Raw genomic sequence first — 19,776 nt, forward strand, 5'->3', positions numbered from 1 at the left:
AGATCGGATAGCGTCGTGCCATGCCCGACAGCGGTTACCCCTGGCCGATCGAGACGACCCGACTGGACAACGGCCTGCGCGTGGTGGTGAGCGAGGACCGCACCGCACCCGCGATCGCCGTGAACCTCTGGTACGACGTGGGCTCCCGGCACGAGCCGGCGGGCCAGACCGGCTTCGCCCACCTCTTCGAGCACCTGATGTTCGAGGGCTCGGTGAACGTGGCGAAGACCGAGCACATGAAGCTCATCCAGGGGTCCGGCGGTTCGCTGAACGCCACCACCAACCCGGACCGGACCAACTACTTCGAGACGGTCCCGGCCGAGCACCTCGAGCTGGCGCTCTGGCTGGAGGCCGACCGGATGGGCGGCCTGGTGCCGGCGCTGACCCAGGAGACGCTGGACAACCAGCGCGAGGTGGTCAAGAACGAGCGCCGCCAGCGGTACGAGAACGTCCCGTACGGCGACGCGTGGCTGCGCCTGCTGCCGCTGCTCTACCCGCCCGGGCACCCGTACCACCACGCCACGATCGGGTCGATGGCCGACCTCAACGCCGCCGGCCTGCCCACCTTCCAGGCGTTCCACCAGACCTACTACGCGCCGAACAACGCCGTGCTCACCGTGGTCGGCGACACCACGGCGGCCGAGGTGTTCGCGCTGGCCGACAAGTACTTCGGCGCCATCCCGCCGCGCGCCGACATCCCCGCCGCGCCGGACGGACGCACCGTGCCGACGGCCGGGCGGCCGGCCGTGGAGACGGTCACCGCCGACGTCCCCGCTCCCCGGGTGTACGTGGCGCACCGTACCCAGCCGTTCGGCACCCCCGGCTACGACGTCGCCACCGTGCTCGCCACCGTCCTCGGCAGCGGCCGGGGCAGCCGGCTCTACCAGCGCCTCGCCGACGGGGAGCGGATCGCCCAGCCGGATCTGGTCGGGGCGTACGGGGTGGACCTGGCCCACGCTCCCGCCCCGCTGATCGCCACCGCCACCGCCCGCCCCGGGATCACCGTCGAGCGGCTGCGCGACGGGCTGGCGGAGGTGGTCGACGAGCTGGCGACGGTGCCGGTGACCGCCGCCGAGCTGGACCGGGCCAAGGCGCTGCTGAGCACCATGTGGTGGCGGCAGATGTCCACGGTGGAGGGCCGGGCGGACACGCTGGGCCGGTACGCCACCCAGTTCGGCGACCCGGCGAAGGCCGGCGAGCGGCTGCCGGGGTGGCTCGCCGTCACCGCCGAGCAGATCGCCGAACAGGCCGCCGAGCTGCTCCGTACCGAACACGACCGGGTGACCCTGTGCTACGTGCCGGAGGAGAAGACCGCATGACGCTGATCACCGAACGTCCCGGGCCGGGCGCCGCCCGCCCGTACCGGTTCCCGCAGGTGGTGCGCCGGGCCGTCGCCGGCGGGCAGGTCGTCGCCGCGCACCTGCCCGGGCAGAGCCTCGCGGTCGCGCTGCTGCTCCTCGACGCCGGCGCCGGCCGGGAGCCGGTCGGCAAGGAGGGGCTGGGCGCGGTGCTCGCCAAGGCCCTGGAGGAGGGCACCGCGCAGCGGGACGCCACCGCGTACGCGCTGGCCGTCGAGGCGCTCGGCACCGAGCTGGTGACCGCGCTGGACTGGGACTCCTTCCAGGTCAGCGTGCAGGTGCCGGTCGATCGGCTGAACGCCGCCGTGGAACTGCTCGCCGAGGCGGTCCGGACGCCGAAGCTCGACCCGGCCGACGTGCTGCGGGTCCGCGACGACGAGGCGACCGCGCTGCGGATGGACTGGGCCAACCCCGGCCCCCGGGCGGACGCGGTGCTGCGCGGCGACATCTTCGGCACGGACAACCGCTGGGGCCGCCCGATGTACGGCGACCCGGACAGCGTGGCCGCACTGGACGTGGACGACGTGACGGTCTTCCACTCCGAGTGGTTCATCCGCCCGGGCACCCTGGTCATCGCCGGTGACCTGGACCGGATCGACCTGGACGCACTCGGCGCGACGGCGTTCGCGGGCGCCGGGGGCGGGCCGGTGGAGAAGGGCGGCCCGGTCGAGGTGCCGCGGCACGACCGGCGGCGGATCATCCTGGTCGACCGCCCCGGCTCGGTGCAGTCCACGCTCCGTCTCGGGCACCCGTCCCCGCACCGCGCCCACCCGGACCACGTGCCGATGTCGCTCGCAGGCACGGTGCTGGGCGGGGCCTTCACCTCCCGGCTGAACCATCTGCTGCGCGAGGTGCACGGCTACACCTACGGCATCCGGGGCGACTTCGCCTCGTCCCGCCGGTTCGGCCGGTTCGCGATCAGCTCCGGGGTGCAGACCGCGGTGACCGCGCCGGCGCTGGTCGAGGCGGTCGGCGAGGTGTCGCGGACCCGGTCGGAGGGAGTGACCGAGGACGAGCTCGCGGTGGCCCGCTTCTGGCGGGCCGGCCAGCTCTCGGTCGAGCTGCAGACCCCGCGGGCCATCGCCTCGGCGCTGACCACGCTGGTGGTGCACGACCTGCCGGACGACTACCACGCCCGGCTGCGCGAGTCGCTGCTCGCCGCCGACGTGGAGCAGGTCTCCGCGGCGGCCACGGCGCACCTGCACCCGGATTCGCTCACCCTGGTCGTGGAGGGCGACGCGGCGATCATCCGGGACGAGTTGGTCGCGACCGGGCTCGGGGAGGTCGTCGACCACACTCCCTGACCGCCCGCTGGGGTGTGATTCCGGTCGCGTCCGGCCGCCGACCCCGGCGGGCGGGGCGCGGATGCTCCGGCCGGGCGGGCCGACGGCGGGTGATCTTCCGGGACGAGCGGGCCTGGAGCGCCGTCGTTGCAGCTCCTGGCGGCTGCCGTCCGGCGAGGGCGGGGCCGGCCGCCGGCCCGCGCGGTGGGAAAGCCTTCCCGGTCCGGCCGCCCGGCTGGGTAGCCTCGCGGGCATGAGGATCGGCATTGTGGGGGCCACCGGCCAGGTCGGTGGCGTGATGCGGCAGGTGCTGGCGGAGCGCGAGTTCCCGGCGGAGCAGGTGCGGTTGTTCGCCTCGGCGCGGTCGGCCGGGCGGACCCTGCCCTGGCGGGACGGCGAGGTCACCGTCGAGGACGCGGCCACCGCGGACTACCGGGGGCTGGACATCGTGCTCTTCTCGGCGGGCAAGGGCACCGCCCGCGAGCTGGCCCCCCGGGTCGCCGACGCCGGCGCGGTCGTCATCGACAACTCCTCGGCGTTCCGGATGGACCCCGAGGTGCCGCTGGTGGTCGCCGAAGTCAACCCGCACGCCATCGCCGACCGGCCGAAGGGCATCGTGGCCAACCCGAACTGCACCACCATGGCCGCCATGCCGGTGCTGCGCCCGCTGCACCAGGCGGCCGAGCTGGTCAGCCTGGTCGTGGCGACGTACCAGGCGGTCTCCGGCGCCGGCCTGGCCGGCGTGGCGGAGCTGGACGAGCAGGTCCGCAAGGTGGCCGAGGACGCCGCCGGGCTCACCTTCGACGGTGCGGCCGTCGAGTTCCCCGCGCCGCGCTCGTTCGCCCGCCCGATCGCCTTCAACGTGCTCCCGCTGGCCGGTTCGATCGTCGACGACGGCTCCTTCGAGACCGACGAGGAGCAGAAGCTGCGCAACGAGAGCCGCAAGATCCTGGAGATCCCGGGGCTGAAGGTCTCCGGCACCTGCGTCCGGGTCCCGGTCTTCACCGGGCACTCGCTCCAGATCAACGCCCGCTTCGCCCGGCCGATCACTCCGGCCCGCGCCCGGGAGCTGCTCGACGGCGCACCGGGGGTGGCCCTGTCGGACGTGCCCACCCCGCTGCAGGCGGCCGGCCAGGACCCGACGTACGTCGGGCGGATCCGGGCCGACGAGACCGTCGAGCACGGGCTGGCGCTCTTCTGCTCCAACGACAACCTGCGCAAGGGCGCCGCGCTCAACGCCGTGCAGCTCGCCGAGCTGGTCGCCGCCGAGCGGCGCTGAGCCGGCCGGCCCGGCCGGGCGTCGGGCACGCCGGCCGGGAATGCGGTGAGATGGGGGTCGACCGCGCGACCAGTCGACCCGGGAGGCCCCCATGGCGGACGAGCAGACCCAGCAGGCCCTGACCGATCTCATCGCGAGCCGCCGGATCGGGGTGCTCGCCACCATCAAGCGGGACGGCCGGCCCCAGCTGTCCAACGTGGTCCACTCCTTCGACCGGGAGCAGGGCGTGATCCGGATCTCGGTGACCGACGACCGGGCGAAGACCGCCAACCTGCGCCGGGACCCCCGGGCCAGCTTCCAGGTCAGCAGCGCGGACGGCTGGGCGTACGCGGTGGCGGAGGCGCGGGCCGAGCTGACCCCGGTGGCCCAGCGGCCGGACGATCCCACCGTCGAGGAACTGGTCGGGCTGTACCGGGCGGTGCAGGGCGAACACCCGGACTGGGACGACTTCCGGCGCGCCATGGTCGCCGAGCGCCGCCTCGTGCTGCGGCTGCACGTCGAGCGGGTCTACGGCGCGCCCCCGCGCGCCTGACCACGCGTCCGCCACGCCCCTGGCCTCCCGTCGTCCCCGGCCCGACGTTCTTCGGCCGGTCCAGGACCGGCTGCCACTACCCTGCGCTCGCACCACCGCCGAACGGGGCGTGTTACCCGGCCCGCGGCGGCGGGTAGACCGCGGTGCCGACACCGAGAGGGGAGCACCATGACAACGGTCGGAGAGTTCATGACGACCCGGTTGGTGACGATGGACGGCGACGACACCCTGACCGCGGCGGCGCAGGAGATGCGCGACAGCGCCATCGGCGACGTGGTGGTGACCGATGGTGACCGCGTGGTGGGCATCGTCACGGACCGGGACATCACGGTCCGGGGCGTCGCCGAGAACATGGACCCCGCCACGACCAGGCTCAACCAGATCACCAGCAAGGACGTGGTGACGGTGAGCCAGTACGACGACGCGGTGGCGGCCGCGGACCTGATGCGCACGTACGCCGTCCGGCGGCTGCCGGTGGTCGACGACGGCCGGCTGATCGGACTGGTGTCGATGGGTGACCTCGCCGTCGAGCGGGAGCCGCAGTCGGTGCTCGCCGACATCAGCGCCGACGAACCGAACAACTGACCCGTCCGCCGCGGCGACGCCGGCCCCCGGTTCAACGGGGTGCCGGCGTTCGCGCGTTCCGCCCCCGCGCGAGGTCGGCGGCTCACCCGAACCGGGCGAGATTGACCCCGTACCCGATGGGCACCCCTTCTCGGACGTCGCACGCCGCGGACCGCGGGAGGAGTGAGCTGGTGGACGCGACCACGAAGTTCTTCGAGGACCTGGACCGGCGGGGGTACGAACCCCTGCTGGCGAAGACCAGCGGCACCCTGCGCTTCGACCTGCACGAGGGGGCGCACACGACACACTGGCTGCTGCACATCGACCGGGGCAACCTCCGGGTCCGGCAGGAGGACCAGGAGGCGAACACGGTCGTGGGGACCGCGCCGCGACTCTTCGGCGAGTTGGTCAGCGGCCAGGAGAACGTCATCGCGGCGCTGCTGCGCGGCGACATGACCGTGCTGGGCGACCTGCGGCTGGTGTTGCAGGTCGAACGGATCTTTCCCGGTCCGCCGGACTCTCGCGGGCCGCATCACGCGTTCCAGAGGGGGGCTTCCTGATGGCGGGCACGGACACCGTCCGGATCCTGGACGGCAACACGTTCGTGGTGTCCGAGGACACCGGCGACATCGAGGCGACGCCGAGCGAGCCGACCGGCCTCTTCGCCATCGACACCCGTTTCCTCTCCAAGTGGGTGCTGACCGTCAACGGTGAGCGGCTCAACGCCCTGTCGTACGACGACCTCCAGTACTACGAGGCCAGGTTCTTCCTGGTGCCGGGCATGGCCACGCACTACATCGACGCGAAGTTGTCGATCATCCGGGAGCGGGCGGTGGGCGGCAGCTTCCGGGAGACGCTGACCATCCTCAACCACGACGAGAAACCGGTCGACCTGGAGATCCGGATCGACGCCGCGTCGGACTTCGCCGACCTGTTCCAGGTCAAGGACGAGATCCTGAACAAGAAGGGCGAGATCTACGCCGAGGCCGAGTCGGACCGGCTCAGGCTGGGCTACCGGCGGGGCAACTTCAAGCGGGAGACGGTCATCCAGTCCTCCCAGCCGGCCCGCTACGACCGGAACGGCCTCGCCTTCACGGTCCACCTGGAACCGAACGAGCAGTGGGACACCGGCATCGACGTACAGACCTTCGCGGTCGGCCCGGGCGGTCGGGACCTGCGGATGGGGCTGCGGACGCACGGCGTCGAGCGGCTGGCCCTGCAGCAGGACCTGGAGCAGTGGATCGCCAACGCACCGAAGGTGAACAGCGAGCACCGCGAGGTCTGCTCGACGTACCGGCGCAGTTTGATCGACCTGGCGGCGCTGCGTTTCTCGCCGTTGTCGCTCGGTGGGCAGACACTGCCGGCCGCCGGCCTGCCCTGGTTCATGACCATGTTCGGCCGGGACAGCATCCTGACCTGCCTCCAGGTGCTGCCGTTCGCGCCGGAGCTCTCCAAGACCACGCTGCGGATCCTCGGGGCCTTGCAGGGCACCCGGTTCGACGACTTCCGGGACGAGGACCCGGGCCGGATCCTGCACGAGATGCGCTACGGCGAGACGGCCGCCTTCGAGGAGCAGCCGCACTCGCCCTACTACGGCTCGGTGGACGCGACGCCGCTGTTCGTGGTGCTGCTCGACGAGTACGAGAAGTGGACCGGCGACGTGGCGCTGGTCAAGGAGCTGGAACGGGAGTGCCGGGCGGCGCTGAAGTGGGTCGACGACTACGCCGACCTGGTGGGCAACGGCTACATCTGGTACGAGCGGCGCAACACCGACACCGGCCTGGAGAATCAGTGCTGGAAGGACTCGTGGGACTCCATCTCCTACCGGGACGGCACGCTGCCGCCGTTTCCGCGGGCCACCTGCGAGGTGCAGGGCTACGCGTACGACGCGAAGATGCGGGCCGCCCGGCTGGCCCGGGAGTTCTGGGACGACCCGGCGTACGCCGACCAGTTGGAGCGGGAGGCGGCGGAGCTCAGGGAGCGGTTCAACCGGGACTGGTGGGTGGCGGACGGCGAGTACTACGCCCTCGGGCTGGACCCGGACGGCCGGCACTGCGCGGTGCTCAGCTCCAACATCGGCCACCTGCTGTGGAGCGGCATCGTCGAGCCGGACCGGGCGAGGAAGATCGCCGACCACCTGCTCGGGCCGCGGCTCTTCTCCGGCTGGGGGGTGCGCACCCTGGCCGAGGGCGAGGTCCGCTACAACCCGATCGGCTATCACAATGGCACGATCTGGCCGTTCGACAACTCGTTCATCGCCTGGGGTCTGCGCCGGTACGGCTTCGCCGACGAGGCCGCCGTCATCGCCAACGGCATCCTCGAAGCGGCGCGGTACTTCGACGGCCGGCTGCCGGAGGCGTTCGGCGGCTATCCGCGGGACCTGACCAAGTTCCCCGTCGAGTATCCGACGGCATGCAGCCCGCAGGCCTGGTCGACCGGGACGCCGCTGTTGTTGATCCGGACGATGCTCGGGCTGGAGCCGCACGAGGGGCACCTGGCGGTGGACCCGCGGCTGCCGGTCGGCATGGGGCGGATCGAGGTGCTGGACATCCCGGGCCGGTGGGGAAAGGTGGACGCCTTCGCCCGGGGCCGGGTCGACCTGCACCGGCTGGCCGCCCAGTAACGCGACCGTGGGGCGCCGCCGACCACCGGGCCGGCGGCGCCGCCGCGTGCTCAGCGCCCCGGCACCAGCGGCGGCAGGACGGTGTCCAGGAACGCGGCGGTGACCGCCTGGATGTCCGGACGCGCCAAGTCGAGGGCGTGCCCGCCGTGGGTGATCCAGGTGTGCACCGGGTGCCCGGCGGCGAGCAGTTGCCCGGCCAGCGCCACCGACTGCGCGGCCGGCACCGACGCGTCCTCGCGCCCCTGCACCAGCAGCACCGGTACGCCGGACCCGAGGTGGGACGCGACCGTGGCGTCGACGGTGGCCGGGTCGCCCGCGGCGGGCGGGTGGCCGAGCAGGTCGGCCCACGGGTCGTCGTGGGCGCGCAGCCGCCGCCACTGCGGGTCCAGCGGGTCGACCGGCGCCCAGTACGCCAGCCCCGCCGCGACGTCGCCCGGCCGGTCCACTCCCCGCAGGGCGAGGTGCAGGGCGAGCATCCCGCCGGCCGAGTCGCCCCCGACCAGCAGCGGCAGCCCGCCCGCCGCGGCCCGCGCGGCCCGGGCCGCCGTGCGTACGTCGGCGAGCTGGGCCGGCCAGTGCGCCTCGGTCACGAACCGGTAGGTCGCCGCGACCACCCGGAGCCCGAGCGGGGCCAGGGCCGCGCCGTCCTCGTGGTACCGGGCCCGCCAGCCGCCACCGTGGATCCAGAGCAGCACTCCGCGTTCGATCATCCCGCCATGCTGGCCCGTCCCGGGCCGGCCCGCGACCCGGCTCTGCCCAGGGCAGAGCCCGCAGATCGGACCGCACGATCCTTTCCTACGGTCGCGTAACCTACTCGGGGTAAAGTCGGCGGATGCCGGAGCTCGTGTACCCGCCCGTGATCGCCGCCGCCAAGACGATGTTCCGGGTCCTCGACCTGCGCCTACGGGTGGAGGGAAGTCATCACGTGCCGCGCACCGGCGGAGCGGTGCTGGCCAGCAATCACGTCAGCTACCTGGACTTCATCTTCTCCGGGTACGGCGCACGCGACTCCCGCCGCCTGGTCCGGTTCATGGCCAAGGACTCGGTCTTCCGACACAAGGTCTCCGGGCCGCTCATGCGGGGCATGAAGCACATCCCGGTCAACCGGGCGGCCGGCGCCGGGTCGTACCAGACCGCGGTGTCCGCACTGCGGCGTGGCGAGGTGGTCGGCGTCTTCCCGGAGGCGACCATCAGCCGCTCCTTCACCGTCAAGGAGCTCAAGAGCGGGGCCGCCCGAATGGCCCAGCAGGCCGCCGTGCCGCTGCTGCCGGTCGCACTCTGGGGCACCCAGCGGCTGTGGACCAAGGGCCGCCCGCGCACCCTCACCCGTCGGCACACCCCGATCAGCATCCTGGTGGGGGAGCCGATGGACCCGGCCGGCTACCCGGACGCCGCCACGATGACGGCCGAGCTGAAGAACCGGCTCAGCGCGCTGGTGGATCGGGCCCAGCGGGAGTACCCGGAGCAGCCGGCCGGCCCCGACGACGCCTGGTGGCAGCCCGCCCACCTCGGCGGCGCCGCCCCCACGCCCGAGGAGGCCGCCGCGCTGGACCGTCGAGGCCCTCGCGCTGCCACCTCCTGACCGCCGGCCGCAGGCCCGGGTCCGGCCCGACCGGCCCGCGCTGATCTGAGGGTCAGCAGGCGGAACCGGGCCCCACCCGGGCCGGGGAGGCCGCCCGGGGCCAGGCCGCCGCCTCGGTCGCCGCCGGCCGGTAGTAGTCCTCCCGGGACAGAAACTCCACCGGCAGTGAACCGGGCAGGGTCAGCGAGCCCCGGGCCGGGCCGGGCGCGCCACCCACTCGGGTCAGCAGGGTGTCCCGTTCCGGCGGGGAGAGGTCCACCAGTTCGGGGTGCACCAGGCGGAACGCGGCCACCGCGCGGCGTACCTGGCGAGCCAGCGCGACGATCAGGGCGTCCGGGCCGGCCAGCGCGAGGGCCGGCTGCCGGATGGTGCGCAGCGCGTCGCAGACCAACAGCAGCTCGACCTCGTCGTCCGGGCCCTCGGCCAACTCCAGCCGGGACGGCCACTGCCAGCGGATCTGGCCACTGACCAGGCGGGACAGCCGGAGCGGACGCCGGTGCCGGGCACCTGTCCGGCCGTCCCGCCCCGAGACCAGGGCCAGTTCGGAGCCGGTGCAGACATACGCGAGGCGCCGGTCCGTCACGGTGACCGTCGCCGGCGCGGGCAGGTGCCAGGCGGGCGCGTTCTCGGTGGGACCGAGCAGCTGCCCGGCGATCCGCAGCCGGTGCTGCCCGAGCAGTTGCTCGCCCGGTTCGGGGACCAAGGCGTATCGCCGGTCGAGGGTGGGACGGGCGGGGTCCCCGTCCGCGTCGAAGCGGTGCGGTCCGATGAAGAACGGTGCGGCGTCCTCCTGCACGGTCACGACCTCCCGGGGACGGTTGGCGGTACGTCGAGCCTGGCCCACGCCGTGGTGGCTGTCATGACAGCCGTTAGGGGGTCGGCCGGTCGGTGGACGCCTGTGACCGGTAGATGCCGATCTCTTCCGGCCGGACGAGGCCGTCCTCGATCGCCCGGGCGAGCAGCGCCGCCTTCGTGGCGGCCGGCCGCCCCGCCCGGGTGTACTTGATCCGCGCCCGGTCCACGTACTGCTTCACGGTGTGCTCGCTGATCCGCATCCGGCGGGCCACCGACGCCTTCGACATCGACTGGAACCACAGCAGCAGGGCCTCGCGCTCCTTGTCCGACAGGGCCGGCCGGTCCGGCCGAGGATCGCCCACCATGGCCCCGGCCAGCGCCGGCGGCACGTACGGGCGGTCGCTCGCCGCGGCCAGTACGGTCGCCACGCAGTGCTCGCGCCCCTCGTGCTTGGCCAGGAACGCGACCGCCCCCGCGTCCAGCGCGGCGAGCATGGTGTCCGGGTCGGTGTGCTGGGAGTAGACCACCACCCGCCGACCCGCGGCGCTCAGCTCGGCGAGCTTGTCGAACGCCATCCGCCCGTGCAGCCGCAGGTCGAGCAGCACCACCTCGGCCTCCGGGGCGGCCCGCAGCACCGCGTCCGGGTCGTCCCCGGTGGCCAGTACGCGCAGTCGCGGCTCGCTGGCCAGCCAGGCGCGTACCCCGTCGATCACCACCGGGTGGTCGTCCACGATGGCCACGCCGATGGGCCGCCCGCCGGTCACGTCCGCCGCCACCGGGTCTGCGTCCATCTGATCTCCCCGTCCCGCTCGTGCACGTGTTCCACCGACCCGTTCCCGTCCCCGTCCGCCTGCGGACCGGTCGGGCCTGGCGGCCCACTCGCGTCGGGCCCGTCGTGGTCGGGCGTGACCAGGCTGACCACCACCTCGTCCGGGCCGGTCACCACGGTAAGCCGGGCCCAGTCCCGGGCGTCGGCGAGCGCCGCGGTGAGCGGGTCGGCCAACCGCCGGCGTACCTCGACGGGCAGCTCCGGCGGGACGCCGACGGCGACCAGCTCGATCGGCAGGCCGTTCCGTTCGGCCAGGTCGGCGGCGGCGCGCAGCTCGTGCAGCAGCGGGTCGGGCACGTCGTCCGACTCGGCGATCAGCCGGCGCAGCCGGGCCGCGGCCAGCACGCAGCGGCGGCGTACCTCCGGGTCGGCCGGGTCGGCGTCGCCGGCGGCGAGGGCGGCCAGCACCTCCTCGGCGGTGCCGCTGGCCAGGGCCAGCCGCGCTCGCCGCTCCGCCTGGGCCCGTTCCGCCGCCATCCGTTCCGCCTCGACCGCCAGCGCCGCCGCGGCCGTGCCGGCCCTGGCCTGGGCCAGGGCGGCGAGCGCGACGCCGCCGACGAAGACCGCGACGGGCAGCGACGACACGCCGTAGACGTACATCGCGTAGCGGGCCAGGTCGGCCGGGGCGGTGGCGCCGGAACCGAGCAGCGCGGCGAGGGCGATCATCGCGTGCGCGCCGAGCAGCGCCAGCAGCCACCGGACCGGCCGTCGCCAGAGCACCAGCGGGAAGAACCAGACCATGCCGCCCCACGCCCAGTTCGCCGCGGCGAACAACTGCCCGCCGCCGACCGCCGCGAAGACCGCCGCGTCGACCACCAGCAACACCGCCGCCAGCCGCCGGGCGGGCGGCAGGCCACCGCGCAGCAGGCGTACGCCGGCCACCACGCCGACCGCCGCGGTCACCAGCCAGCCGGCGGCGACCACCGCCGAGGCGGCGGGTGAGGACCCGGCGCCGGGCAGCGCCGGCAGGTCGATCGCCAGGTGCCAGGCGAGCGCGATGGTGACCGCCGCGATCCGGGCGGCCCGGTCGGAGGCACTCGCCACCGCGATCGCCGCCCCCGCGGCGTCGGGTGGGGCCGGAGCGCCCGGGGCCGGGATCGGCGCGAGGCGGTCGGCCGGCCCGACCGCGCGCGCGTCGAGGTCAGTGCTCACCGGTCCACTCCAGCCGGATCCGGGTGCCCGCACCAGGGCCGGACGTCACCTCGGCGCGCCCGCCGACGGTCGCCATGCGACCGTGGACCGACTCGCGCAGCCCGTACCGGTGGGCCGGGACCGTGGCCGGGTCGAAGCCCGGACCATCGTCGGTCACCTCGACCACGACGGTGTCGGCGTCCCGGGCCAGCCGCAGCGCGGCGGACGCGCCCGGCGCGTGCCGGACCACGTTGGCCAGCGCGGCGGCGGCGCTGTCGGCGAGGGCCTCGGCGACCTCCGGCGGCACCGCGCATGGAGTCAGCGCCGCGGACAGCGGCAGCTCGGGCAGCCGGGCGACGACCGCCCGCAGCCGGTCGTCCAGCGCTACCACGCCGGCCGGCGGCGCCGACCGCGCGTCCGCCAGGGCGGCGAGGGTACGCAGGTCCGCCGCGCACCGCTCGCGCAGCGCGGCCGACGGGCCGGAAACCGCGCCGAGCCCCACCATGGTCAGCGTGGCGAGGGCGGTGTCGTGCAGGTCCCGGTTCTGTCGCCGCTCGGCCTCGCGCGTGGAACGCGCCATCACCGCCTCCCGGGCCAGCCGCTGGTAGTCGGCGAAGGCGGCGTCGGCGCGCCCGATCCGGCGCCGCACCACCGCGATCAGCACCGCCGTGAGGCCGGTCTGCACCAGCAACGTGGTCGCGTGTGCCTGCGCCTCCACCGGGTTGCCCGCCGCGGTCGCGCCGGCCGCGTAGCCGGTGGTGACCAGCAGGCTGGCCGGAACCGACCAGCGGGCCGGGGCGGTGACCTGCGCGTTGATCACGGTGGTGCTGGCCAGCACCGCGACCCAGCTCACCTCGCCCGGCAGCACCTCCGGCGCCACCAGCCACGGGATCGCCAGCCCGGCCGCCGCCGAGAGCGCGACATCGCCGGCCACCAGCCCGGCGGTGATCCGGTGCCGCAGCGCGCGGACGGCGTACCAGACGGACCAGCCGGTCAGCACGGCGACCGCCGGCACCAGCAGCGCCACCCGGACCGGCGGGGTGCGGACCGCCAGGGCCACCACCGCGCAGACCAGGCCACAGGTCAGCCGGAGCAGCGCCGGCAGGGTGGTGAAGACAACGGTGAACGCGCCGCCGGCCGGCCGGTCCAGCGGGCTCGGTGGCGAGGTCGTGGCGGCAACGACCGGCATGGGGAGGGTGTCCTTCCGGCAGCGACCCGGTCGGGTCCGGGCGGCCTAGATCGACGCCGGAGAATAACATGCAAAACAGCAACTGGTCACCCTCCGTACGTGGTGCGTCGCCGTCGCCGTCGTCGGCCGGTGCCGTCCGCCACATCGGCGATGTGGCGGTGTGCCGGGTGATCTGTTCCCGCCATCTCGGCGATGTGGCGTCGCGCCGGGAGGCAGATCCCGCCACTTCGGCGACCTGGTCGGCGGGTCAGACCGACGCGACCGCCAGCAGGTGCGCGCTGGCGCCGAGCACCGCCGGATCCCGCTCGAACGTCTCCGCGCAGGCCATCGCGTCGGCGAAGAGCCGGTCCTCCGGGCCGGTGTCCATCGCGTTCAGCAGCGGCCAGAGTGGACCCTCCACCCCGTACAGCTGGGGTGTCGGCAGCCCGGCCGCGGTGAACTCGTCCACCACCTGTTCCGGCCGATGGAAGTAGGCGGTGGTGAAGCCCGTCTCCGGGTCGTTCACCCCGGTGACGTACGCCCCCAGCAGGCGCGATCGGGTGCGTTCGTCCACCCGCCCCTGCGCGGTCAGGTCGATCAGGGCCGCGTTGCGGCTGATCACCGCCGCGACGACCGGCCCACCGGGCCGGGTGAGCCGCGCCGCCTCGCGCAGCGCGGCCACCCGGTCCGCGCGCTCGGTCAGGTGATAGAGCGGCCCGAGCAGCAGCGTCGCGTCGGCCGCGTCGTCGGGCAACGGCAGGTCGCGGGCGTCGCCCACGGTCGCCGTGAGCTCCGGGTACGCCGTCCGCGCGGCGGCCACGTGCGCCGGCACCAGGTCGACCAGATGCACCCGGTGACCGACCGCCGCGAGCCAGCCCGCGTACGTGCCGGGGCCGCCGCCCACGTCGAGCACGGCGGCCGGTGGCGGTGGGAGCAGCCGGGTCAGCAGCTCCCGGGTCCGCCTCGCCTCCAGGCGTCCCTGCGGCGTACGGTCCAACCGCTCCGCCTCGGCGAAGACCTCGGTGTAGTAGCGCTGGATGTCCGGCTCGGCCGGGCGATGCTGCGGCATCCGTCGATCGTGGACGACAGCGTCGAACAGGTCATCCGGGTTTCCGGCGACGCGATGCCGCTCACGCCGGGGCTGTCGCCCATCGCCGTCCGTCCGGTCGTGGTGCCCGTCGGTGACGGTGTGACATTCGGCCGGCAGCCGGCGCTGAGGGCACGGAACGATCGCATCAGATTCAGCTGATCCATGACGCCGGGCCGGCCACACCCCCCCATCGCCCGCCCGGCGTCGACACCGCGGCCCGCCCGGCCGACCCGCCCCCCTGGGTCGACCACCGGGTCGCGATCCGCGCCGGAGCCGGCGCGGCGAGGCGGCGGCCCGTCCCGTGGCCGCCGCCTCACCCACTCCCGATCTGCGGCCAGGACGACGAGGGGATTGCGGGCTAGGTGCGGACCGCAGGTGCCGGCGGCCGGAAACGCCGCCAGATCGAACTGGCTTTCAGCACGCCGTGGGCGACGCCGACGTAGACCGCAGTGGGGCCGAGCACGGCGACCACGCCGCCCAGGCATGCCAACAATGTGCCGAGGATCGGTACGTCAGTTGCCACTGCCACGATGGCAACGTAGCTCGTGGCCAGCACAGTGGCGACGGCGAACGCGATCAGCAACTTCAGGGGAAGTCGTCCGCTCTTCGTGGCAACCTCGCCAACCAGGCCGGCTGGCACGAACAGCAGCGGCACCAGGGCGGCGCCCACCCCGCCGGCAAGCAGCACCAGCAGTGGCCCCGCGAGCGGACCACCCGGGTCCGCATCGGTCATCACCGCGTACGCAAGTAGTCCGACGTAGCTGACGCCCCCCTGCACGACGAACGCCAACCAGGCGGCTGCCGCTCCAGCAAGGTGCCGGGCAATCTTTCCGATCATGGCGCCTCCTCGCACAACGGCTTCAGGAGGCTACGCCACGCCGCGTTTCTGCGGGGCGTCGCGCCGGACGGTGATGAAGGTGCTCAGCCAGATCGGCCTGACCATGAACACCTACGCCCATGTCCTGCCAGAGATGCGGGCCGGCAACGACAATCCGTTGACCTGGGGTGACGGTGGTGCGCCCGGCAGGATTCGAACCTGCGGCCTTGGGATTAGAAGTCCCCTGCTCTATCCGCTGAGCTACGGGCGCGCGTCGACGTGTCGCGCCAAGAGGGTACCGCCGTCGCCGGGCTTGCCGGAGGAATGGGTGGTCGCGGGCCACGTCGGTGATCAGGGTCGCACGAGGTGTCCCGCGCCGGCACCCGGGTTACGCCCCGCCCGCCGAGCGTCCGGCCCGGTTTGTACCCTCTGCGTCGTGTTGCTCGACCAGGAAACCGAGAACGAGGTCGTCCACGAGCTGTGTCAGCTCCTCGGACGTGCCATCCTGCCCGTCAGCCGGTTCGACCGACCGGGGGCGGCCGCCGACGGCTACGGTACCGCCTTCTTCTACACGGAGTTGGTCGGCTCGACCGACGACGGGGAGGTGGTGCACGAGTGGTTGCTGACCGCGGACGCGTGCGCCGGGGCGCCGTACGGGGAGATCGGCCTACGGCCGAGCGTCACCGAGCCGGCGGGCGTGGCGTCGGACGCCATCCTGCTGCCCGACTTCGCCGGTCAGTGGCTGCATCTTCCGGAGGTGGGGCTGGCCGCCATGCCCACCGGCGGGCTGCACGGGCACGCCGAGGACCGGGGCTGGCACTGGCGTACCCAGCAGGTCACCGAAGCGGTGGCTGCCGGGGCCGACGCGGTCGCCCGGGTGGGCGCGGAGCCCGGCTCGGCGTTCGTGCTGGCGCTCGGCGTCGCCGAGGACGGGTCGCGGCCGCTGGAGGCGGCGGTCGAGCGGGTCGCCCGGGTCGGCGACGACGTGCGCGTCACCACCGAGCTGCCCACGGGGTACGTCGGCGCGCCGGTGTTCGCCGTCGAGGCGGCCCCGGGCGGCGAGCTGGCGCTGCGCTGCCTCGGCCTGGTGCTGCCCGGCGCGGACGGCGGCCATCCGGTCGCGACCTTCGACCGCATCCGATCGGCGCTCGCGGCGGCCACCGCCGGCTACCGCTGACCGTCGGCTCAGCCGTCGGCCGCCGCGCCGGCCCGGTCCTCGACCGGTAGCCGAGCCGCCGGCGGGCCGTCCGGCGCCGGCTCGGTCGGCCCGGCGCCGAGGAACGCCTCGGCCCACCGCCCAGCCTCGGCGAAGACCTTTTCGCGTACGGCGGGGCCGGACAGCGTCAGGTCGTGCAGCCCGCCGTCGAAGCGGGCCAGCGTGACGTGCCGGCCGAGCCGGGGCGCCCAGCGGACCATGTGTTCCACGTCGAGCACCGCGTCGGCGAGGGTGGCCGACTCGTGCCACTTCGTGCCCCGGTAGCTGCGCGTCGAGCAGGCCAGCAGCACGGGCACGGGGATGTCCAGGCCGGCCCGGAGCTGCCGCTGGCCGGCGCGGATGGCGTTGATCCAGCCGGCCCGCACCGGAAACCCGGCGAGCGGCTTCCAGGCCAGGTCGTACCGCCATTCGCCGCGGTGGTCGACGTGCAGGCTCTCGCCGTACACGGTGCCGAGCCCGAACGGGAGGATGCGGTGCGGCGCCCGGCGGCCCAGCCGGGAGACGGCGGCCGCGAGGGGGCGACGGACCAGCCAGGGTGCGTTGATGTCGAAGAACGGGCTGTTGAGGAAGAGCCCGTCGACCAGGCCGGCGTCCCGGCGGGCATCGGCCCAGAGCGAGATGATCAGGCCGCCGGTGGAATGGCCCATGGCGAGCAGGGTGTCGTGCCCCTCGTCCGTCCGGATGATCTCGGCGGCGGCGTCCAGCTCCGGGAAGTAGTCGCTGAGGTCGTGGCAGAAGTTCGGGGTCTGGTGCGGCAGCAGGCTGCGGCCGTACTTGCGCAGGTCGAGCGCGTAGAAGTCCCAGCCCCGCGCGGCGTAGAAGTCGGCGACGTGGGTCTGGAAGAAGTAGTCGACGAAACCGTGGACGTAGAGCACGGCCCGCACGGTGGGGCGCTCGGCCCGCCGGCGGACCAGGGTCGCGACGACCGGTCCCTCGTCGTCGGTGCCCAGGTCGATCGTGCGCCGCTCGTACGGCGGCCCCAGCACGTCCGGTTCCACGACCCGACGGTACGCCGCCAAGCTACCCGGCGGTAGCCCCGGCCCTGCTGGCCTGCCCGGTCCGCCCGCACCAGTCCGGAACCGCCGCACCCGCCGGCCCGTTCGATCAGGTGGCGGCGCAGGTCGGCGCCACCGGATCGATGGCGGCTAGCAGACGGGGACCTTGATCAGGTCGTTGTCCACAGGCCGGTCCGTCGTCCACAGCCGGGGGCGGCGCGGCTGGTGGCCGGGACGCCGCCGGTCGAGGCTCGGTCCGACAAGCCGAGTCTCCGTGGAGGGACGATGTTCGACACCTACGTCACGATCGTCGGCAACGCGCTGACCGCGCCCGAGTGGCGCCGTACCACCCAGAGCAACACCCTGGTGGCCAACTTCAAGGTCGCCTCCACCGCCCGCCGCCTCGACCGGACTCCGGCCGCTGGGTCGACGGGAACAGCGTCTCTGGTCAGCTTAGTGATCCTGAGTCGGATTGAGTTTCCGGGATCGTTTCCCACCGTGGTGGGGTAGCGTGGGCATTCAGGTGGAATCCTGCGCCCAGTGCTGCTCCGCGTGGCCGGTGGCCGGTGGTGGGTGTGCTGATCGTTGTCACGCCCTGGTGCCGGTGGGCTGCGCGGGGCAGCCGGGTCCGGTCCGTTGGTGCGTGTCCCTCCGGACGCTTGCCCGCTCGGCGGTGGGGCCGGGTGGGGGAGGGTGCCCTGCGTCGCCTGGGCGCGGGGCGTGTTGCCTTGTGCTGGGTAGGGCCGGTCTTCGACCGATCTCCCCGACTGATCTTGGTGACGACCGCTGTGGCTTCGAGTTTGTCGACCACGTCGCGGATCACCATCTGCCCGCTGGTCTTGTCGATGACGGTTTTGGCTTGATGGGTGAGTCCGCGGGCGGCGATCCGCCGCCAGGCGCCGTGGTCGCGGTCGCCCTGCCAGCCGCAGCTGCCCGTGTTGGGGCAGATGGCCCACTTCCAGCCGGCCACCGTCGGCTGGTCTGGCGCTTTGCGATGCTGCAGCGGAGTCAGACACTGCGGACAGTGCTTGGACGTGTTCCGCGCGGGCACGGTGACCACGGCGACACCCGCCTCGGCGGCGACGTGCCGCATCCGGTCGACGATCTGCCCGCGCACCTGCTGGGACAGGCGCGTGTTCAGGGTGGCGCCCATGCCCTTGGCTTCCATCGACCGCAGGTCTTCCACATAGATCACGCTCGCTCCGGCGGCGATCGCCTGGTCCACGGTCCAGCGGGCGGCGGCCCACGCGAGCGCGTCGTTCAGGTTCGCGCGGCGGGCGGACACGTGGCGGATCTCGTCCCGGATTACCGCATGTTTGCCGACAAGGTGATGCCGCTCGTCACCGCCGGTGAGCCGCTGGTAGTGGTCGGCCTTCGCGTGCAGCCGCTCACTCTGGCGGCGCAGGCGGTGCTGCTTGGCCAGGACGCCGGCGGCCCGGAACTGTCCACCGGCCCCCAACGCCGTGATCCGCCCATCCTGTCCCAGTCGTAGGGCTCCGGCGCTGAGGAGGGTGTTGAGGCCCCAGTCGACACCGACCGCCACGGTGTGGCCGGTGCGCGCGGCTTTCGGCACGGCGTGGGTGTATGCCATGTCGGCACGGACCTTGCCGTCGGTGAGGCGGAGGGTGGGCAGGTGCAGCACCGCCGAGGCGGGAACCGTGGACGGCAGCCTGATCGGACACTCGACCCACGTCCAGTCCCGATACGTCTGCGGATCCGGACGTGACGGCAGTTGCAAGCGCAGCAGCGCTCTGCCCGGGTCGGTGTCGCTGCGCTCGATGATGGCCTGCTGCCGATCACACGCGGCCAGCAGCAACATCCGCGGAATCCGCGGGACACCTTCGAGTTCGAACACGTCCACCGGCAGCCGACCGCTGACCTTGGCGAACGCGACGGCCTGCCGGGTGCGGCCCTTGATGACGCTGGATGGCAGATACCCGCCGCCGGGGATCGAGGCCCGAACCTGATCCCACTCCGCAGGGGTGCGCTTGCGCGGATCAGCCGGCCACGCCGCCAGGACCCCGGCAGCCACATCGGCACGCCACTTCACCGACCGTAGCGCACGTCCCGCCTGCTCCTGCGCCATCCGCACGACCCGGTCATTGACCCTCACACCCCCAGGCGGGGCGACCGTCCAGCCCAGCCGCCGCAACGCCATCCACGCGTGCGACGGCAACCGCCGCCCACCCGCATCCACCCCGCCAGCCAACACCCCCACATCCACGCGGTTCCAATGCTCACCGACCAGGACGCCCACCATGCCCGCCACCAGATCGGCACACCAACCGACCCGCCGCGCCAACACCGCCGCAGACAGCACCTCACCGGTCTCCTCGTCCACACCGGTACGCAGCAACGCGCGGGCACACGCAGTCCGGGCCGTCTCACCTTCGCCCAGCCGCACCTTCCCGCTCACCGACTCAACGACCCACCATCGATCGAGCAGAACCAACGCTCACAGCCGACCCGCGTCACCGGAATCCTCCCCGAACCAACCCAACCACCAAACGTCAC

Annotated in this window: 19 protein-coding genes, 1 tRNA gene and 1 pseudogene; 11 read left to right on the top strand and 10 right to left on the bottom strand. The window is 73.6% G+C overall.

All coding sequences use genetic code 11. The features are described 5' to 3' along the window. Positions 1–20: 20 nt before the first annotated feature. From ACGF4F_RS12380 to ACGF4F_RS12410, 7 genes are all read left to right on the top strand, one after another. Positions 21–1,319 (top strand): pitrilysin family protein, encoded by a 1,299-nt coding sequence (locus ACGF4F_RS12380; protein WP_357440896.1) that lies wholly within the window; start codon positions 21–23, stop codon positions 1,317–1,319. Beyond that, complete coding sequence (locus ACGF4F_RS12385; RefSeq protein WP_357440898.1) at positions 1,316–2,662, top strand: pitrilysin family protein; 1,347 nt, start codon at positions 1,316–1,318, stop codon at positions 2,660–2,662. The genes ACGF4F_RS12380 and ACGF4F_RS12385 overlap by 4 nt, the downstream gene beginning before the upstream one ends. A gap of 232 nt (positions 2,663–2,894) precedes the next feature. After that, entirely contained in the window at positions 2,895–3,920 is a 1,026-nt protein-coding gene (locus ACGF4F_RS12390) for an aspartate-semialdehyde dehydrogenase (protein WP_357440900.1), read from the top strand. 91 nt (positions 3,921–4,011) lie between these two features. Further along, a complete protein-coding gene (locus tag ACGF4F_RS12395; RefSeq protein ID WP_357440903.1) occupies positions 4,012–4,452 on the top strand; it encodes a PPOX class F420-dependent oxidoreductase in 441 nt (146 codons plus the stop codon). A gap of 168 nt (positions 4,453–4,620) precedes the next feature. After that, positions 4,621–5,037, top strand: coding sequence for a CBS domain-containing protein (locus ACGF4F_RS12400; protein WP_073836006.1), 417 nt, complete (start codon positions 4,621–4,623; stop codon positions 5,035–5,037). A gap of 116 nt (positions 5,038–5,153) precedes the next feature. Then, positions 5,154–5,576 (top strand): SCP2 sterol-binding domain-containing protein, encoded by a 423-nt coding sequence (locus tag ACGF4F_RS12405; RefSeq protein WP_387280121.1) that lies wholly within the window; start codon positions 5,154–5,156, stop codon positions 5,574–5,576. After that, positions 5,576–7,639, top strand: coding sequence for a glycogen debranching N-terminal domain-containing protein (locus ACGF4F_RS12410; protein WP_357440905.1), 2,064 nt, complete (start codon positions 5,576–5,578; stop codon positions 7,637–7,639). Before ACGF4F_RS12405 ends, ACGF4F_RS12410 begins: the two co-directional genes overlap by 1 nt. Before the next feature lie 50 nt (positions 7,640–7,689). On the opposite strand, the gene ACGF4F_RS12415 is transcribed toward ACGF4F_RS12410, so the two are convergent. Beyond that, on the bottom strand, positions 7,690–8,349 hold the full coding sequence (locus tag ACGF4F_RS12415) for an alpha/beta hydrolase (RefSeq protein WP_357440908.1): 660 nt from the start codon (positions 8,347–8,349) through the stop codon (positions 7,690–7,692). A gap of 122 nt (positions 8,350–8,471) precedes the next feature. On the opposite strand from ACGF4F_RS12415, the gene ACGF4F_RS12420 reads away from it, so the two are divergent. Next, on the top strand, positions 8,472–9,221 hold the full coding sequence (locus tag ACGF4F_RS12420) for a lysophospholipid acyltransferase family protein (RefSeq protein WP_393077068.1): 750 nt from the start codon (positions 8,472–8,474) through the stop codon (positions 9,219–9,221). 52 nt (positions 9,222–9,273) lie between these two features. On the opposite strand, the gene ACGF4F_RS12425 is transcribed toward ACGF4F_RS12420, so the two are convergent. The 5 genes from ACGF4F_RS12425 to ACGF4F_RS12445 form a co-directional block, all read right to left on the bottom strand. Further along, positions 9,274–10,017 (bottom strand): hypothetical protein, encoded by a 744-nt coding sequence (locus ACGF4F_RS12425; RefSeq protein ID WP_357441091.1) that lies wholly within the window; start codon positions 10,015–10,017, stop codon positions 9,274–9,276. A 73-nt stretch (positions 10,018–10,090) separates the two neighbouring features. Further along, positions 10,091–10,807: a response regulator transcription factor gene (locus ACGF4F_RS12430; RefSeq protein ID WP_357440914.1), complete on the bottom strand. Its 717-nt coding sequence runs from the start codon at positions 10,805–10,807 to the stop codon at positions 10,091–10,093. Further along, positions 10,777–11,943: a hypothetical protein gene (locus tag ACGF4F_RS12435; RefSeq protein WP_357441094.1), complete on the bottom strand. Its 1,167-nt coding sequence runs from the start codon at positions 11,941–11,943 to the stop codon at positions 10,777–10,779. Before ACGF4F_RS12435 ends, ACGF4F_RS12430 begins: the two co-directional genes overlap by 31 nt. A gap of 43 nt (positions 11,944–11,986) precedes the next feature. Continuing rightward, positions 11,987–13,165, bottom strand: a complete 1,179-nt coding sequence (locus tag ACGF4F_RS12440; RefSeq protein ID WP_357440917.1) for an ATP-binding protein — start codon at positions 13,163–13,165, stop codon at positions 11,987–11,989. 247 nt (positions 13,166–13,412) lie between these two features. After that, a complete protein-coding gene (locus tag ACGF4F_RS12445) occupies positions 13,413–14,213 on the bottom strand; it encodes a class I SAM-dependent methyltransferase (RefSeq protein ID WP_357440919.1) in 801 nt (266 codons plus the stop codon). 9 nt (positions 14,214–14,222) lie between these two features. On the opposite strand from ACGF4F_RS12445, the gene ACGF4F_RS12450 reads away from it, so the two are divergent. Next, complete coding sequence (locus tag ACGF4F_RS12450; protein ID WP_357440921.1) at positions 14,223–14,393, top strand: hypothetical protein; 171 nt, start codon at positions 14,223–14,225, stop codon at positions 14,391–14,393. A gap of 199 nt (positions 14,394–14,592) precedes the next feature. Here ACGF4F_RS12450 and ACGF4F_RS12455 read toward each other — a convergent pair whose 3' ends face one another. Both ACGF4F_RS12455 and ACGF4F_RS12460 read right to left on the bottom strand, forming a co-directional pair. After that, positions 14,593–15,072 carry a hypothetical protein gene (locus ACGF4F_RS12455; protein ID WP_357440923.1) on the bottom strand — a complete coding sequence of 160 codons (480 nt, stop codon included), beginning with the start codon at positions 15,070–15,072 and terminating at the stop codon, positions 14,593–14,595. 174 nt (positions 15,073–15,246) lie between these two features. After that, positions 15,247–15,322: transfer RNA gene (locus ACGF4F_RS12460), tRNA-Arg, on the bottom strand. 165 nt (positions 15,323–15,487) lie between these two features. On the opposite strand from ACGF4F_RS12460, the gene ACGF4F_RS12465 reads away from it, so the two are divergent. Then, positions 15,488–16,228 carry a hypothetical protein gene (locus tag ACGF4F_RS12465; RefSeq protein WP_357440926.1) on the top strand — a complete coding sequence of 247 codons (741 nt, stop codon included), beginning with the start codon at positions 15,488–15,490 and terminating at the stop codon, positions 16,226–16,228. An 8-nt stretch (positions 16,229–16,236) separates the two neighbouring features. Here the strand turns inward: ACGF4F_RS12465 and ACGF4F_RS12470 are convergent, their stop codons facing one another. After that, positions 16,237–17,265: an alpha/beta hydrolase gene (locus ACGF4F_RS12470; RefSeq protein ID WP_393077074.1), complete on the bottom strand. Its 1,029-nt coding sequence runs from the start codon at positions 17,263–17,265 to the stop codon at positions 16,237–16,239. A gap of 282 nt (positions 17,266–17,547) precedes the next feature. Between ACGF4F_RS12470 and ACGF4F_RS12475 the strand changes: the two are divergent. Then, positions 17,548–17,705, top strand: a pseudogene (locus ACGF4F_RS12475) (single-stranded DNA-binding protein); the annotation flags it as partial. 5 nt (positions 17,706–17,710) lie between these two features. On the opposite strand, the gene ACGF4F_RS12480 reads toward ACGF4F_RS12475, so the two are convergent. After that, positions 17,711–19,678, bottom strand: a complete 1,968-nt coding sequence (locus ACGF4F_RS12480) for a zinc ribbon domain-containing protein (protein WP_393077077.1) — start codon at positions 19,676–19,678, stop codon at positions 17,711–17,713. Positions 19,679–19,776: the final 98 nt, after the last annotated feature.

Source organism: Micromonospora sp. NPDC047740 (assembly GCF_043204735.1).
GTDB lineage: Bacteria > Actinomycetota > Actinomycetes > Mycobacteriales > Micromonosporaceae > Micromonospora.